10 protein-coding genes are annotated in these 15,262 nt (G+C 72.4%); 7 read left to right on the top strand and 3 right to left on the bottom strand.

Annotated features, from left to right (window positions below; genetic code table 11):
- Positions 1–30: 30 nt before the first annotated feature.
- The 4 genes from AB0I18_RS22590 (at position 31) to AB0I18_RS22575 (ending at position 9,695) form a co-directional block, all read left to right on the top strand.
- Positions 31–3,021, top strand: a complete 2,991-nt coding sequence (locus AB0I18_RS22590; protein WP_363107348.1) for an SMC family ATPase — start codon at positions 31–33, stop codon at positions 3,019–3,021.
- Positions 3,022–3,179: 158 nt separating this feature from the next.
- Positions 3,180–5,246, top strand: a complete 2,067-nt coding sequence (locus AB0I18_RS22585) for a trypsin-like peptidase domain-containing protein (protein ID WP_363107347.1) — start codon at positions 3,180–3,182, stop codon at positions 5,244–5,246.
- Positions 5,243–6,238 carry a MoxR family ATPase gene (locus tag AB0I18_RS22580; protein ID WP_363107346.1) on the top strand — a complete coding sequence of 332 codons (996 nt, stop codon included), beginning with the start codon at positions 5,243–5,245 and terminating at the stop codon, positions 6,236–6,238. The genes AB0I18_RS22585 and AB0I18_RS22580 overlap by 4 nt, the downstream gene beginning before the upstream one ends.
- Entirely contained in the window at positions 6,210–9,695 is a 3,486-nt protein-coding gene (locus tag AB0I18_RS22575; RefSeq protein WP_363107345.1) for an SAV_2336 N-terminal domain-related protein, read from the top strand. Before AB0I18_RS22580 ends, AB0I18_RS22575 begins: the two co-directional genes overlap by 29 nt.
- Before the next feature lie 318 nt (positions 9,696–10,013).
- Here the strand turns inward: AB0I18_RS22575 and AB0I18_RS22570 are convergent, their stop codons facing one another.
- On the bottom strand, positions 10,014–10,460 hold the full coding sequence (locus AB0I18_RS22570) for an Lrp/AsnC family transcriptional regulator (protein ID WP_363107344.1): 447 nt from the start codon (positions 10,458–10,460) through the stop codon (positions 10,014–10,016).
- Positions 10,461–10,584: 124 nt separating this feature from the next.
- Here AB0I18_RS22570 and AB0I18_RS22565 point away from each other — a divergent pair, with 124 nt between their 5' ends.
- The 3 genes from AB0I18_RS22565 (at position 10,585) to AB0I18_RS22555 (ending at position 12,809) form a co-directional block, all read left to right on the top strand.
- Positions 10,585–11,082 (top strand): rhodanese-like domain-containing protein, encoded by a 498-nt coding sequence (locus tag AB0I18_RS22565; protein WP_363107379.1) that lies wholly within the window; start codon positions 10,585–10,587, stop codon positions 11,080–11,082.
- 145 nt (positions 11,083–11,227) lie between these two features.
- Entirely contained in the window at positions 11,228–11,743 is a 516-nt protein-coding gene (locus tag AB0I18_RS22560; protein WP_363107343.1) for an immunity 21 family protein, read from the top strand.
- A gap of 220 nt (positions 11,744–11,963) precedes the next feature.
- On the top strand, positions 11,964–12,809 hold the full coding sequence (locus AB0I18_RS22555; RefSeq protein ID WP_363107342.1) for an SDR family oxidoreductase: 846 nt from the start codon (positions 11,964–11,966) through the stop codon (positions 12,807–12,809).
- 69 nt (positions 12,810–12,878) lie between these two features.
- Here the strand turns inward: AB0I18_RS22555 and AB0I18_RS22550 are convergent, their stop codons facing one another.
- Both AB0I18_RS22550 and AB0I18_RS22545 read right to left on the bottom strand, forming a co-directional pair.
- Positions 12,879–14,570, bottom strand: coding sequence for a DUF885 domain-containing protein (locus AB0I18_RS22550; protein ID WP_363107378.1), 1,692 nt, complete (start codon positions 14,568–14,570; stop codon positions 12,879–12,881).
- Between the two features lie 41 nt (positions 14,571–14,611).
- A complete protein-coding gene (locus AB0I18_RS22545) occupies positions 14,612–15,115 on the bottom strand; it encodes an Lrp/AsnC family transcriptional regulator (RefSeq protein WP_363107341.1) in 504 nt (167 codons plus the stop codon).
- Positions 15,116–15,262: the final 147 nt, after the last annotated feature.

Raw genomic sequence — 15,262 nt, 5'->3', positions numbered from 1 at the left:
CCTGGACATCATCGAGGGGGCGGGGGCCCGATGAGGCTGCACCGGCTGCGCATCACCGCCTTCGGGCCGTTCGGCACGGAACAGGAGGTCGACTTCGACGACCTGTCGGCCGCCGGGCTCTTCCTGCTGCACGGACCGACCGGCGCCGGAAAGACCTCCGTCCTGGACGCCGTCTGCTACGCGCTGTACGGGTCGGTGCCGGGCGCCCGGCAGGGCGGTTCGCTGCGCAGCGACCATGCGACCGCCGCCACCCGCACCGAGGTGACGCTCGAACTCACCGTCGCCGGACGCCGGTTGGAGCTCACCCGGCAGCCGCCGTGGGAGCGCCCCAAGAAGCGCGGCACGGGCACCACGACCGAGAAGGCGCAGAGCTGGCTGCGCGAGTACGAGGCGTCGACGGCCTCCTGGAAGGACCTGAGCCGCTCCCACCAGGAGATCGGCGAGGAGATCACCCAGCTGCTCGGCATGAGCCGCGAACAGTTCTGCCAGGTGGTGCTGCTGCCCCAGGGCGACTTCGCGCGCTTCCTGCGGGCCGACGCCGAGGCCCGGGGCAAGCTTCTCGGCCGTCTCTTCGACACCCGCCGCTTCGCCGCCGTCGAGCAGCGGCTGGCCGAGCTCCGGCGCGCCGCCGAGACCCAGGTGCGCGCCGGGGACGCGGAGTTGCTCGCCGACGCACACCGCATGCAGCAGGCGGCCGGTGACATCGTGGAGCTGCCGCTGCCCGACCTGACCCCCGGCGACCCGGGGCTCGCCGAGTCCGTCCTGGAGTGGGCGGCGATCGCCAGGAGCACGGCCCGCGAGAGGTTCACGGTCGCCCACTGCGCCCAGACGGCCGCCGAGTCGGCGCAGGCCGCGGCGGATCGCGTACACGAGGACGTACGGGAAGTGGCGCGGCTCCAGCGCCGGTTCGCCGAGGCACGGGAGCGGGCGGCGCTTCTGGAGGAGCGGTCCGGCGCGCACCGGGAGGCCCAGGCGCGGATGGAGCGCGCCCGAAAGGCCGAGGCGGTGGCACCCGCGCTCGGGTTGCGCGACGCGACGGAGACCGAGCACCGGCGGGCGGCCGACGCCGAGGTACGCGCGCGTGCCCTGCTTCCGGAGACCTTCGCCGACGCCGGGGCGACGGGCCTCGCGGCCGCCGCGCGCAAGGTGGCCGAGGAGCTGGGCGGCCTTGAGTCGGCCCGCCGCTCGGAGCAGCGGCTCGCCGAACTCGTCGACGAGCGCGGCGCGTTGGACCGTCAGGAGCGGGCCGACGAGGACGTGCTGCAAGAAGCCGAGGTGTGGCTCTCCGAGTGGGAGACGACCCGGGAAGGCCTGAAGTCCCGTATCGAATCCGCCCAGGAGGCCGCCGGCCGCGCCGAGCAGCTCGCCGTCCAGCGCGAGCCCGCCCAGAAGCGGCTCTCGGCGGCCCGGATGCGCGACCAGCTCGCCGACGACACGGACGGGACACAGCGGCAGGTCCTCGCCTCGGCCGAACGCGCGCTGCAGGCCCGCGCCCACTGGCTCGACGTCAAGGAGCAGCGCCTGAACGGCATCGCCGCCGAACTGGCCGCGAGCCTGGCCGACGGCGAACCCTGCGCCGTCTGCGGAGCCACCGAACACCCGGCGCCCGCGCGGAAGGTCGAAGGACATGTCGACCGCGAGGCGGAGGAGCGGGCCCTGGCCGCCTACCAGCGCGCCGACAAGGAGCGCGCCGAGGACGAGCGGAGGCTCGGCGTCGTACGTGAGGCGCTGGCCGCCGCCACCGCCGAGGCGGGTGACACGCCCACGGCCCGACTCGCCGAGCAGGTCGAGGAGTTGGAGAGCCGGTACACGGAGGCGCGGCGCGGTGCCTCCGGGCTGCACCTGGCGAACGAGGAGCTGAGACAGGGCGAGCAGGAGCGCGAACGGCGGGCGGCCGCCCGCCAGCAGGCAGCCGTCAGCGTCGCGTCCCGGGTCGGCCGCCGGGAAACCCTGGACCGCGAAAGGGCCTCCCTGGAGGAGGAGTTGGCGCAGGCCCGGGGTGACGCGGGCAGTGTCTCCGCGCGCACTGCCCAGCTGGAGCGGCAGGTCGCGCTGCTCACCGAGGCCGCGGACACCGCGCGGACCGCGGCGGACACCGCGCAGCGGCTCAAGGACGCCGACGCGCGACTCGCCGACGCGGCGTTCCGTGCCGGCTTCGACACGCCGCGGGCCGCGGCGGCCGCCCTCCTCGACGACGCGGCCCACCGAGAGCTCCAACGGCGGCTCGACGCCTGGCAACAGGAGGAGGCGGCGGTCCGCGCGGTACTCGCCGAGGCCGAGACGGCGGCCGCCGCGCAGCACCCACCGGCCGACGTGGAGACGGCCGAGCGGGCAGCCTCCGTCGCCGACCGGCGGGTGCGCGAGGCCGCCTCCACGCGCGACGCGGCAGCCCGCCGCTGCGCGGAACTCGACCGGCTGACCCTCCGGGCGGTGACCTCGGTGCGCCGGCTGGGGCCGCTGCGCGAGGAGTACGACCGGGTGGCCCGCCTCGCCACCCTCGCGGCGGGCACCTCCGCGGACAACGAGCGGAAGATGCGCCTGGAGTCCTACGTGCTGGCCGCCCGCCTGGAACAGGTGGCCGCCGCCGCGACCTCGCGGCTGCAGCGCATGTCCGCCGGGCGCTACACCCTCGTCCACTCCGACGACCGCTCCGGGCGCGGCCGCAGCGGCCTCGGCCTGCACGTCGTAGACGCCTGGACCGGACGCGAGCGCGACACGGCGACCCTCTCCGGCGGCGAGACCTTCTTCGCCTCCCTCGCACTCGCGCTCGGCCTCGCCGACGTGGTCACGGACGAGGCGGGCGGGGTCCGCCTCGACACGCTCTTCATCGACGAGGGATTCGGCAGCCTCGACGACCAGACGCTCGACGAGGTGCTCGACGTCCTGGACTCACTGCGGGAGCGGGACCGAAGTGTGGGCATCGTCAGCCACGTCGCGGATCTGCGGCGGCGGATCCATGCGCAACTGGAGATCGTGAAGGGGCGGTCGGGGTCGGTGGTGCGTCAGCGCGGTGCGCGCTGACGCGGTGCTTCCCACTGTCGCGGCGAACACGGTAATCCCCCTTCCCTCCACGGTCGTCTCTGGCACAGTCAACCCATGGGGGAATACACAGAGTTCACTTTCGATGACCGTCAGTCGGGCGCGGGACGGCGGGACGGCGGTCGGCAGGTCGGCGACGCATGATCGACGACGTCGATCCACTGGACGTTCCGGTCGCCTCCGCCTGGGTGACCGTCCACGGCGCCCGCTCGGGGCGCCCGGTCGGCGCGGGGGTCGTTGTGGCCGAAGGGCATGTACTCACCTGCGCGCATGTCGTCAGCGCCGCGCTCGGTCTGCCGAAGGATCACCAAGAGGCGCCGGACGACGAGAACTTGGCACGGCTGCGGTTGTCTCTGCCGGGCCTGGGCGGCCGGTTCGCGGACGGCGCCGCGCGGCTCGTGGGCTGGGAGGCGCCCAGGGAAGACCCGCGCTCCGACCGGTGGGACGGCGACCTCGCGCTCCTGAGAATCCCGTCGGCGGGCACCCCGGTGGATTTCGGGGAGACCGAGCTGTACCGCACTCTGCAAACCTGGCACGGAGAAGGCGGACCGGGTACCCAGACCGACGTCGTGGTCAAGGCCCGGATCGGCGCCCGCTGGCTGATGTTCGACGCCGAGCACGCAGCCTTCGCCGTACGGGAGGGCTTCAGCGGAGCGCCGCTCTGGGACCGTGAGGCGGGCCGGGCCGTCGGCCTGGTCGTATCGGCGGAGGGCGGGCGGCCCCGCGCGTACGGCATTTCGGCGGGCCGTGTCCGGGCCTTCCTGGCGGTGGCCGGACTGCCGCCGCAGCCCTTGGGCGTCAGCGCCGGCCTCGGCCGCCGCGAGTGTGCGCGCCGCGGACGGCTGCTCGACGTGCTGGACACCCTGTGGTACGCACTGCCGCCCGAGCGCGTGCACTGGCTCGGCCGCCGCCTGGCCGAGGACCTCGCGCTGTGGAGCCGGCCCGGTACGCCGGAGGCCGTCGCCGAGGCCGTGCTCGCCCATCCGCGCGGCCCGCTCGTCCTCGCCCACCGCATGGGGCGGACGAACCTCCCCGACACAGGGCGCCGCGATCTGCTGACCGCGCTCGCCGCACTGGGCCCGCAACGCATCCTGCTCCCGGTCGAGTACGAGAACCTGTGCGCCGAACTCGGACCCCGGGGCTACCGGGACCTCCTCATGGCGGCCGGCCACTCGGGATGCCTCGTCGGTGTCCCGGTCACCACCGTCCCCGACCTGTCCGCACTCGTCGAACACCTGGAGGCCCGCCGCCCCCGCCATGCCGACACCATGCCCCATCTGCTGCGGGCGGTGGAGGAGGCGGCGGCCCGGCGCGGGCCCGGCGGCGAGGGGCTTCGCACCTGGTCCCAGTCGGTCGCCGCGCGGCACAGCGTGTCCCGCAAGGCGCTCAAGGAGTGCCGCGACAGTGCCCGCGATCGCGCCGCGGGACAAGGAGAGCACCGGCCGGTGGTGCGGGTCCGGCTGGTGCGGGCGGTCCGGCCCGATGTGTACGAGTACGAGATCCGGGCGTACGACGGCGCCGACTTCCAGACCGGCAGCTGGTACTCCGACGCCCCGGCATCCCGTGACGAGCTGTGCGGTCACCTGGCCGAGGCCGTCGAGGAACTGGAGCAGCAGGTCGCCTCCGTCGACGTGGAGTTCATCATCGAGGACGGCGACTTCGAACGGCCCGTCGACCGCTGGCCGGTGCCGTCCGCCGAGGCCGGTCCACGTGCGGTCGGCCTGGACCGCCCTGTCGTGCTGCGCGGACGACCCATGAAGCGCGCCGCACTGTGGCAGGAGCGCTGGCATCAGCGGGCCGGCGGAGGACATGTGCCACTCGTGGTGTACGACCGGGCGCAGGCCGAGCGGGAGTTGGCGGTGCGCACGGACGTGGCGTGCGTGATCCTGTGCTGTCCACGTGAGAGGCGCGCCCCGCTGGTGGGGATCTGCCGTCAGCAGGGTGTGCCGGTGGTCCTGTGGTGCCGGGGCGAGCACGGCGGCCATGAGGAGCGCATCCTCAAACCCGTCGTCGGCGAGGACTGGCCACACCAGCTGCTCGGCAACGTAAGGAAGCTGAGAGTCGAAGCCGGAGCCGACGAGGGCCACCCCGGGGCCAACCTGGCTCTCCTGTGGGAGGACCCGCGCTGGTCGCCCGCCCGCTGGCAGGGCACCCTGCGGACCGGCGGCCATCGGTTGGGTCTCGGACAGGGGGGAGGAGCCGCATGAGCGCGGAGGCCACGGACGGACTCGCCAAGGGAACGGAACGCCTTTTCAAGGGGGACGGCGTCGGCTACCCGGACGGCGTGCCGCTGCCCGAACCGCCGCCCTGGCGGCGCCCCTCGGGCAAGCGGAGCCGCACCCGCTACCTCATCCGCCAGGAGCAGATCGACGTGGTCAACGCGGCGCTGCGACTGCGCCGCCCGCTGTTGGTGACCGGCCGCCCCGGCACCGGCAAGTCCACGCTGGCACACGCGATCGCCGACGAACTCGGCCTCGGCCCCGTACTGACCTGGCCGGTCAACACCCGCTCCACCCTGGACGGAGAGCTGTACCGGTACGACGCCATCGGCCGGCTGCGCGACCAGCAGGGGGCGAACCGAGGCGGGAGAAGTACCGAGGGCGGCGACACGGACTCCGACATCGGTACGTACATCCGGCTCGGGGCGCTCGGCACGGCGCTGGCCACCCGGTACCGGGGCCGGCCGCGGATGTTGTTGATCGACGAGTTCGACAAGAGCGACGTCGACCTGCCCAACGACCTGCTGTTCGTGCTCGAGGAGGGCGAGTTCCAGATCCCGGAGCTGGCCCGGTTGCCCGAGGACCGGCGGACCGTGCAGGTCAACACGGCGGACTGGAAGGAGCGCGTGACCGTGCACAGCGGCACCGTCCGCTGCACGGAGTTCCCGTTCGTGCTCATCACCAGCAACGGCGAGCGCGAGTTCCCGCCCGCGTTCCTGCGCCGCTGCGTCCGGCTCGAACTGCCCTACCCGGACGAGGAGCAGCTGGAGAAGATCGTCCGCGCGCACTTCGCGAGCGACCACGACTGGGACCGCGTACGGGAGTTGATCCGGGGGTTCGTCGAGCAGCGCAGGCTCGGCGACCTTGCCACCGACCAACTGCTGCACGCGGTGCACCTGTTGCGGCAGGGAGTTGAGCCCGAGCAGCGGCATCTGAAGGAGGCGGTGCTGCGTGAGCTCCGCGACACGGGCTCAGGATGAGCTCCTCGTCGACCGGCTCCGGCGGGCTCTGGCGGCGGCGGGCCACGACCTGACGGCGGGTGAACTGAGCGATCTGCTCTGGCTGGCCCTGCACACACCCCTTCCGGGGGCTTCGGGGACAGCCGAGGAGACGGTCGCCGCCGCCCGGCCCGAGCGGCCGGACCTCGTCGGCGCCCCGGCCGGTCCCGTCGTCGAGTCCGCCCAGGTCATGACGTCCCCCAGGTCGGCTCCGCCTGACCGCGAGGACGCGGCCGCCACGGTCGACAGCCCCGTCCCGTCCCCGCACCCGTCCCGGCGGCAGGTCTACGCCCTGACCGGAGTACGTCCGGGCACCGGAGCGGCTCCGGTCAGGATCCCCGGCGTGCGGGGCCTGTCCCATCAGCTCGGGGTCGCGCGAGGGCTCCGGCCGTTGAAGCGCACGGTCCCCTCGCCGTACGCGGTCGAACTCGACGAGGCCGCCACCGCGGAGGCCATCGCCGACAGCGACGTACTGGACCTGGTGGTGCGGCCGGCGCGCGAGCGCTGGCTGGACCTCTTGGTCGTGGTCGACGACGGCCTGTCGATGCGGGTGTGGGCGGACACCGTCGTCGAACTCGCCCGGCTACTGGGCTCGTCGGGGATCTTCCGCAAGGTCTCCGTGCGCGACCACTCGTTCGCGACACCCCTGCCCAGGGCCCGGTTCTCTTTCTCCGAGCGGACCGTCGTGCTCGCCTTCTCCGATGCCACCGCCCGCTGCTGGCGCGACGGAACGGCGCTGCGGCACCTTGCCCGCTGGTCCCGCGTCTCGCCGACCGCCGTGATCAACCCGCTCCCCGCGCGACTGTGGAGCGGCACCGGTCTTGACGCTGAGTTCACCACCGTACGTGCCCATCGCAGCGCCCCCGCCAACACGGCCCTGCACACCCCGTATGCCAGTCTGCCCGTCCCCGTCCTGGAGCTGGCCGAGTGGGACCTGGGCCCCTGGGCGCGGTTGATCGCCTCCGAGGGAGCGACGGCGCGCCTCGCGGTGGTCGACGCGGCCGCTCCGGCGGAGCCGCCGTCCGGTCCCGGTGAACCGGACGGTCGCGATCCGGAGGAGAGGCTGCGCGACTTCCAGTCCACCGTGTCCTGCGAGGCCTACGAACTCGCCGGCCACCTCGCCGCCGTCGACCCGCTCACCCTCCCCGTGATGCGCGTCGTCCAGGCGGCGGTACTGCCCGGCTCCGGCCCGGCCTGTCTGTCCGAGGTACTGCTCGGCGGGCTCATGTCGGTCGGCCGGCCGTTGGACGGGACGGGCGGGCGGCGCGCGTATGACGTGTTCGCCTTCGACCCCGACGTACGGGAGTTGCTGGAGCTCACCGTCCGGTCGAGTTCGGCCCGGCGCACCGTGGACGCGGTCTCCGACTTCATCGGGGCGCGGATCGGCCGTTCGGTCGACTTCCCCGCGCTGATCGGCGACCGTACGGGCACCCTTCAACTTCCGGAACAGGGGGCGCCGTTCGGGGAGCTGATGGGGGCGGAGGAGACGGAGGAGGCAGAGGGCGATGCGGCGCAGGACCCGTTGGTGTCCGCGGTCGGGGGACTCGTCCGGGTGTATCGCCATGTGGGCGATCTGATGTTCGCCTCTTACGGATTCCTCGTAGGGCCGGACCTGGTCCTGACGGCCGGGGCGCCGTTGGAGGCCCAGGTGGTCGGCGCCGCCTCGACCCGGCCACTGCGTGCCCGGGTCGCCTGGTGGCAGGACACGCCCCAGGGTGACAACCACCCCGGCCTCGTGCTGCTGCGCACCGACCGTCGGCTGGAACCCGGCCGAACCGTCGAACCGGCCCGGACCCCGGAGGACTGGCCCGTCCTGCCGGGCACGCTGCACCTCGGACTGTGGGAATGGGACGCCGAGATGACGGCCTACCGGTGCTGGACGCCGGAGCACGTGGCCGTCGGTTCCGCGATGTCCATGATCGTGCTGGACGGGCAGCACGTGCCCACGAACGCCGTCGGCGCCCCGGTGCTGGCCCCCGTGACCGGGAAGCTGCTGGGCGTCGTGGCCGGTGTCTCGAAGCAGCCCGCGGCGCTCGTCGTACGCGCGCTGCACAGCCTGACAGCCCCCTCGCTGAGCCTTCTGGACGGAGAAGACGAGGGTTCATATCTCGATCCGGGGGAGGTGGAGCCGCTGGACGGCCTCAACAACCTCGGCGTTCCTGGAACCTCGGGGGATGCCCCCCATGACCAGCAGGCGTTGGCCTGGCTGGACTCGGCCGTGCGGGCCGCTCCGCGAGAGGGGCCCTACGTTCTCGCAGGGCCGCGCGGCACCTTCAAGACGAAGACCGTGTTCCGTTACGTGCACGGCGTCGCGCACCAATACCGACTTCTGTGGTGGGTCGACTGCTCCTCGGTGTCCCACATGGTCCAGGCGCTGGCCGAGTTGACGGACGGGTTGCTGCTCGAAGTGCGGGGGCGGGCGACCTGGACCGCGGAAGGGAAGGCGCGCTGGGCGGTGTCATGGCTCGACGCCCACGAGGGGTGGCTGCTGGTCCTCGACCATGTCGAGGCCTCCTCGGACCTGAGTCTGTACGGCCTCGACACGCTGCGCACCGGCACCGTCCTGGTGACGACACGCAAGGTGGCGCGGGAGCACTGGTCGAGCACGTATGTCATGAGCCCCGACCGGGCGGAACTCGCCCGCGTGTGCGCCGAGATCCGGGAGCAGAACCGGCACGCGTACGAGCTCCTGGGAGTCGTGGCCTGGTACGGACCGGTTGTCCGCGTCGACCTGCTGCGGGGCCTGTGGCCGGATGCCCACGCCCGTCAGGTGGTTCAGGACGCCATCACGTTGCTGACGGCACGGGGTGTGGTCCAGGAGTTCGAGGACGGGAGCTTTCTGACCAGCCCGGTGCTGCGCATGATGATGCGCACGCCCGCGCCTCCGAAATGGACTGAGGAGGACATTACGGCGGCCCGCTCGGCGGCGGTACGTGTGCTCTTCGACCAGATCCCCGAGGCGCACCAGGCCCTGACCGGTGCCGTGGAGGTGTCCCGGCTGGCCCGGTTGCTGGACCCGTACGCATCGCACATCAAGGCACTGGCCGACGCGGCACCGCCCGCCCAGGACACCGTCGAGATGGCGATCCTCTTCTTCGGCGTCGGACTGCGGCAGATCTGGCGCGACGCCTCGCCCGACGGAGTCCGGTTGGGCGAACGCGCCTGCGACACGCTCGACGCCTACGGGGGGGCGCGGAACGAGGAGCGCGCGGTGCTCGTCGAGAACGCGTTGAGCAGTGTGCCGACGGTTCTCTCGCTGTCCTCGCGGACGGTGGAGGCGGCGGGACAGGACGGTGTGCCCGATCTGGTGAACCTCATCCGGGAACGCGACTACCGGACGGCGGCGAGAATGAGTGACCGGCTGCTGGGGCCGGAGCATCCGCTCAGCGCGTCACTGAAGCAGACGATGAGGCGGACTCCCGGCGGGGCCGATCGCTAGTGCTGCGACCGCGAAGGTTCACCGGGGAGGAGGGGCAGTGGCGCCTGGTCGCCGGCCGGCGGACCGGGGTGCTCGACTCCTGACCGTCAAGTGTCGGCGACAGCACGCGTACGTCAGGGCCTCGATCGAGCCATGAGCGTGGCCCGGCCTGGTGAACCTTCGCGGTCACAGCGCCGGCGGACCGGGGTGCCCGTACTCCACAGGGTCCGAGCGGGTGCGGCGAAGTCCGGTGCGCTTCGGCAGTGCCCCGAAGAGGCGCGGGGCTGTGACCGGCCACGACGGACCCGCTGTCGATGCACCGGACTGCCGGCGGAGCACTCAGTGCCCGAGCGGCCGGCGGGCCAGAGGTGACGAATAGACGACACTGGTCGTCACCGACCCGAGCGTGCTGATCTTGCCCGACACCTCCTCCAGGTGACCCATCGAGCGGACCGCGACCTTGATGACGAAGCAGTCGTCGCCCGTGACGTGATGCGCTTCGAGGATCTCGGGGGTGGCGGCGACCAGGTCGTGGAACGGCTTGTAGTTGCCGTTCGGGTAGCGCAGGCGCACGAATGCGAGGATCGGCAGGCCGAGGCTCTCCGGGTCCACGACCGCCGCGTATCCCTGGATGACGCCCGCCTCCTCCAGCCGGCGCACCCGTTCGGTGACCGCGCTCGCGGACATGGAGACGGCACGGGCCAGCTCGGCGAAGCCGGCCCGGCCCTCGCGCTGGAGGATGTCGAGGATGCGCCAGTCGGTGGCGTCCGGGGAATACGCGGTCATGGTCGAGGAATAGCAGGAGAATCCCCGGCTGATCAAGGGGAGGACCATGGATCGCCCCTTCAGGGACGGGTCGCCGAGCCATAGATTTCTTGCCATGACCGCGACCAGCGCCGCTACGCGCCCCATGACTGCCACTGCCACCGCCACTGCCGGATCGGCTGTGAACCCCGTTCTGCGTGTCGCCCCGGCATCGTCCGCCGCGGCCGCCGCCTATTTCGGTGCGAGCCTCGCCTTTCACGCCGACGTGTCCGACGTCGCCGCCTCCCTGACGACCGACGGCGACCCCGGCTTCGTCGTCCTCGACTCCCGCTCCACGGAGTCCTGGGACCAGGGCCATGTGCCCGGCGCGGTCCACCTGCCCACCGCGCTCATCCCCGAGCAGGCGGAGCAACTCCTCGACAAGGCCGTGCCGGTGGTCACGTACTGCTGGGGCCCGGGCTGCAACGGCGCGACCCGCGCCGCCCTCGCCCTCGCCGAACTCGGCTTCCAGGTCAAGGAGATGCTCGGCGGCTTCGAGTACTGGGTGCGGGAGGGCTTCGAGTTCGAGACCTGGGAGGGGCGTGAGCGGCGCGCCGCCGATCCGTTGACCGTGCCGGTGGACGCGGCGGACTGCGGCTGCTGACCTCCTACGGTGTCTGTGCCGGCACCCGTGTCAGGACCCGTGCGGAATCCGTAGCGAATCCGTACGGGAACAGTCCGATGACGATCTTGGGCGGCAGGCAAAGGAATCGTCAATTGCGGGCCGTCCCGGCGTGTAACTTCTCCGCATGGCGAGATACGCGGATCCGAGTTCGGTCGAGTGGGTGGAGTCGGGCGGTGGGCCGCTCATAGCGATACCGGAAGTGGTGCTGCCGTTCTGGACGGGGGCGGACGGCGACGAGCTCGCGTCCGACTACGACAGGGCGTGTGAGCTGGAGGGGTTCATCGGCCTGCTCCCCGTGGGGAACACCACGGCCCTCGTCCTTGGGGACGATCCCGCCTCGACGGCTTATCTGCCCGAGCACGACACCTTCGTGCGGTGGCGTGCCGCGGAGTCCGAGCACGACCTCCTCGCCGCGGTCCCGGCGGCCCTCGGCACCGCGGTGTGGGAGCGGGAGGTGCACTGGGAGGTCTCGGGAGTCGTGATCCTGTTCGACGCGGCCTGGCCGGGCGCCGAGTCGCAGAAGGCGGGCCATCTCCGGATCGCGCTGGAGCCGGGCCGGTACGCGGTGCGTGCGGCGCAGGTGGAGCCGGGGCCCGAGACGTGGATCGGGCTGGTACAACTGCGGCGGCTCGCGGGCTGATTCGAGTCGGACCTGTTCAAGTCGGACCTGTTCAACTCGGGCTGCCCGGTGCCGTGATGCGGCTTCGGCGCCGCGGTCTGCCGTAAGGCGGTCTGCCGTAGGGCGGACGAGTGGGCCAGCTCCGGGGAGTGGCGAGTGGGCCGGCTCCGCCGGATGACGAGTGGGCCGGCTTCGGAAAATGACGTGCGAGGCGGGAACCCCCTCGCCATCATGGTCCGCCATGCCCCAACTCCCGGACCCCACCACCGAAACCCTGCGCCGCGACCCCCTCCCGTTGCGTGGACGGACCGCCCTCGTCACCGGCGCCAGCCGGCGAGGCGGGATCGGTTACGCCGTGGCCCGTCGGCTGGCCGCGTACGGAGCGAGCGTGTATCTGCACCACCACGTGCCACACGATGCCGCGATGCCCTGGGGCGCGGACCGCCCCGAGGACGTCGTGGCCGGAGTGCGCGAGGCGCTCGCCGACCCCGAGGCGCGGGTCGTCGACGGTCCTGGCGACCTCTCCGACTCGGCGGCCCCCGCCGAGCTGATCGCCACGGCCGCGGACGCGCTCGGCGGTCGGCTCGACATCCTGGTCGCCAACCACGCGCTCAGCGGCTCGGACGGCCCGCTCGACACGATCGACGCCGCGATGCTCGACGCGCACTGGGCCGTCGACGCGCGCTCGGTGCTGCTCCTCGTCCAGGCCTACGCCCGGCTGCGGGCCGCGCTGCCGCCGCGCACGCCGGGCGGGCGGGTCGTGATGATGACCTCCGGACAGGACCTCGCGGGCGGTATGCCGCAAGAGATCGCGTACGGCCTCCAGAAGGGCGCTCTCGCCTCGATCACTCGTTCCCTGTCCGTCACCCTCATCGAGAACGCCATCACCGTGAACACCGTCAACCCGGGCCCCGTGGACACGGACTACCTGACCGGCGACCTCTACGCGACCGTCGCCGCGATGTTCCCGGCCGGCCGCTGGGGCATGCCCGACGACCCCGCGCGCCTCATCGCCTGGCTCGCGACGGACGAGGCGGAGTGGGTCACCGGGCAGGTCATCGACTCGGAGGGTGGGTTCCGGCGCTGAGGCCGCCGCCCGTGCGGTTCGGCGGCCGGGCTCCCGCGTGCTGAGCCCGGCCGCCGAACCCGTACGGGATCAGAGCCGGGACAACTCGTCCACCAGGTCGTCCAGGCCCAGCGAACCCTGGGACAGCGCCGCCATGTGCCAGGCCTTCGCGTCGAACGCGTCGCCGTGCCGCTTCTTCGCGTTCTCACGGCCGAGCAGCCAGGCGCGTTCGCCCAGCTTGTAGCCGATGGCCTGGCCGGGGATGGAGAGGTAGCGGGTCAGCTCGCTCTCCACGAAGTCCGCCGGGCGGCTGCTGTGGGAGCCGAAGAACTCCTGCGCCAGCTCGGGGGTCCAGCGCTCGCCCGGACGGAAGGGGGAGTCCGCCGGAATCTCCAGTTCCAGGTGCATGCCGATGTCGACGATGACGCGGGCCGCGCGCATCATCTGGGCGTCCAGATAACCGAGCCGCTCCTCCGCGTCCTTGAGGAAGCCGAGTTCGTCCATGAGCCGCTCCGCGTACAGCGCCCAGCCCTCGCAGTTGGCACTGACGCCGCCGACGGTCGCCTGGTAGCGGGAGAGGTCCTCCGCGACGTGGACCCACTGGGCGAGCTGGAGATGATGGCCCGGGACGCCCTCGTGGTACCAGGTCGACACCAGGTCGTACACCGGGAAGCGGGTCAGCCCCATCGTCGGCAGCCACGTACGGCCCGGGCGCGAGAAGTCCTCCGACGGCGCCGTGTAGTACGGGGCCGCGGCGCTGCCCGGCGGAGCGATGCGGGACTCCACCTTCCGTACCCGCTCGGCGAGTTCGAAGTGTGTGCCGTCCAGCTCGTCGATCGCGCGGTCCATCAGGCTCTGCAGCCATTCGCGGACCTCGTCGACGCCCTCGATGTGCTTGCCGTGCTCGTCCAGGTACGCGAGCGCCGTCCACGGGGTCTCGGCGCCGGGCAGGACCTTCTCGGCCTCCTTCCTCATCTCGCCGAGCAGCCGGTGGTACTCGGCCCAGCCGTAGGCGTACGCCTCGTCCAGGTCGAGGTCCGTGCCGTTGAAGTACCGCGACCAGCGCGCGTAGCGCTCTCGGCCCACCGTGTCCGGCGCGCCCTCGATCGCGGGCGCGTACACGTCGCGCATCCAGTCGCGCAGTTCGACGAGGGCGGCGGTCGCGGCGCGGGCCGCCTCGTCCAGCTCGCCGCGGAGAGTCCCGGGACCGGCCGCCGCGAAGTCCTCGAACCAGCCGCGGCCCGAACCGTCCGTGTCCGACCACTCGGTGAGCTGCCCGACGAACGTCGCGGTCGGGCGCGGGCCCGCGTACAACTTGCGCTCCAGGCCGAGCGCGAGGGACGCGCGGTAGCCGTCGAGGGCCGTGGGCACCGCCCGCAGCCGCTCGGCGATCGCGGCCCAGTCCTCGTCCGTCTCCGCCGGCGTCACGGTGAACACCTCGCGCACCGCGTGCGCGGCCGTGCTCATGTTGCCGACGGCCCGCAGTCCCTCCTCGGCCTCGTGCACGCCGAGTTCCGCGGTGAGCCGCTCGCGCAGCAGGCGTGCGCACCGGCGCTCGATGTCACGGTCCGCACCCGGCTGCCGCTCCGCCTCGTCCAGTCGCGCCAGTGTCACCCGCGCCAACTCCGCGAGCGCCTCCTGGCCGGCGGGCGACGTGTCGGGCAGCCTGCTCGAACTCTCCTTCACGCCGAGGTACGTACCGGTGACCGGATCGAGGGCGATGAGCTCGTCGACATAGGCGTCGGCGACCTCGCGGGGCAGCGGGTTCTTCGTCTCTGGCATCTCTGACATGCGGACATCCTCATACGAGGAGGTCGTGCGCGTCAGCCGGATTCCGCCGCGGCCGTACCCGGGGCGGTCGGCGGCAGCAGGGGCCCGCAGTCCCACTGCTGGAAGATCAGCCGGGTCTCGACACGGGCCACTTCGCGATGCGCGGTGAAGCCGTCGAGCACCAGCCGCTGAAGATCCGTCATGTCGGCGACCGCGACATGCACGAGATAGTCGTCGGGCCCGGTGAGGTGGAAGACGGAACGGGACTCCGGCAGCGCCCTGATCCGCTCCACGAACGGCCCGACCAACTCCCGTCGGTGCGGCCTGACCTGCACGGACAGCAGCGCCTCCAGACCACGCCCCAGTTTCGCCGGATCGAGCCGCAGCTGATGCCCGAGGATCACGCCCGCGCGGCGCAGCCGCGTCACCCGGTCCAGGCAGGTCGAGGGCGCGACACCGACCTGCGCGGCGAGGTCGCGGTAGGTGGTCCGGGCGTCGTTCTGCAACAGCCGCAGAAGGTGAAGATCCACCGGGTCCAGTACGACAGAGTCGGGCATGGGCCGAACGTAACACGGGACTCGGCGCTCCTGTCCCGTTGAGCGTTCAGGCTGTCGTGCATGGACTTCGGCAGCGTTGATGTGTACGAGAAGACGTGTGACGGCGTGGACGGGACGGGCCCGGTGGCCGACCAGGGCACCGGCCAA

The sequence above is a fragment of the Streptomyces sp. NPDC050704 genome (assembly GCF_040654355.1).
Classification (GTDB): domain Bacteria; phylum Actinomycetota; class Actinomycetes; order Streptomycetales; family Streptomycetaceae; genus Streptomyces.
The sequence above is the reverse complement of the archived record's forward strand: the minus strand, read 5'-3'. Positions and strand labels throughout refer to the sequence as shown.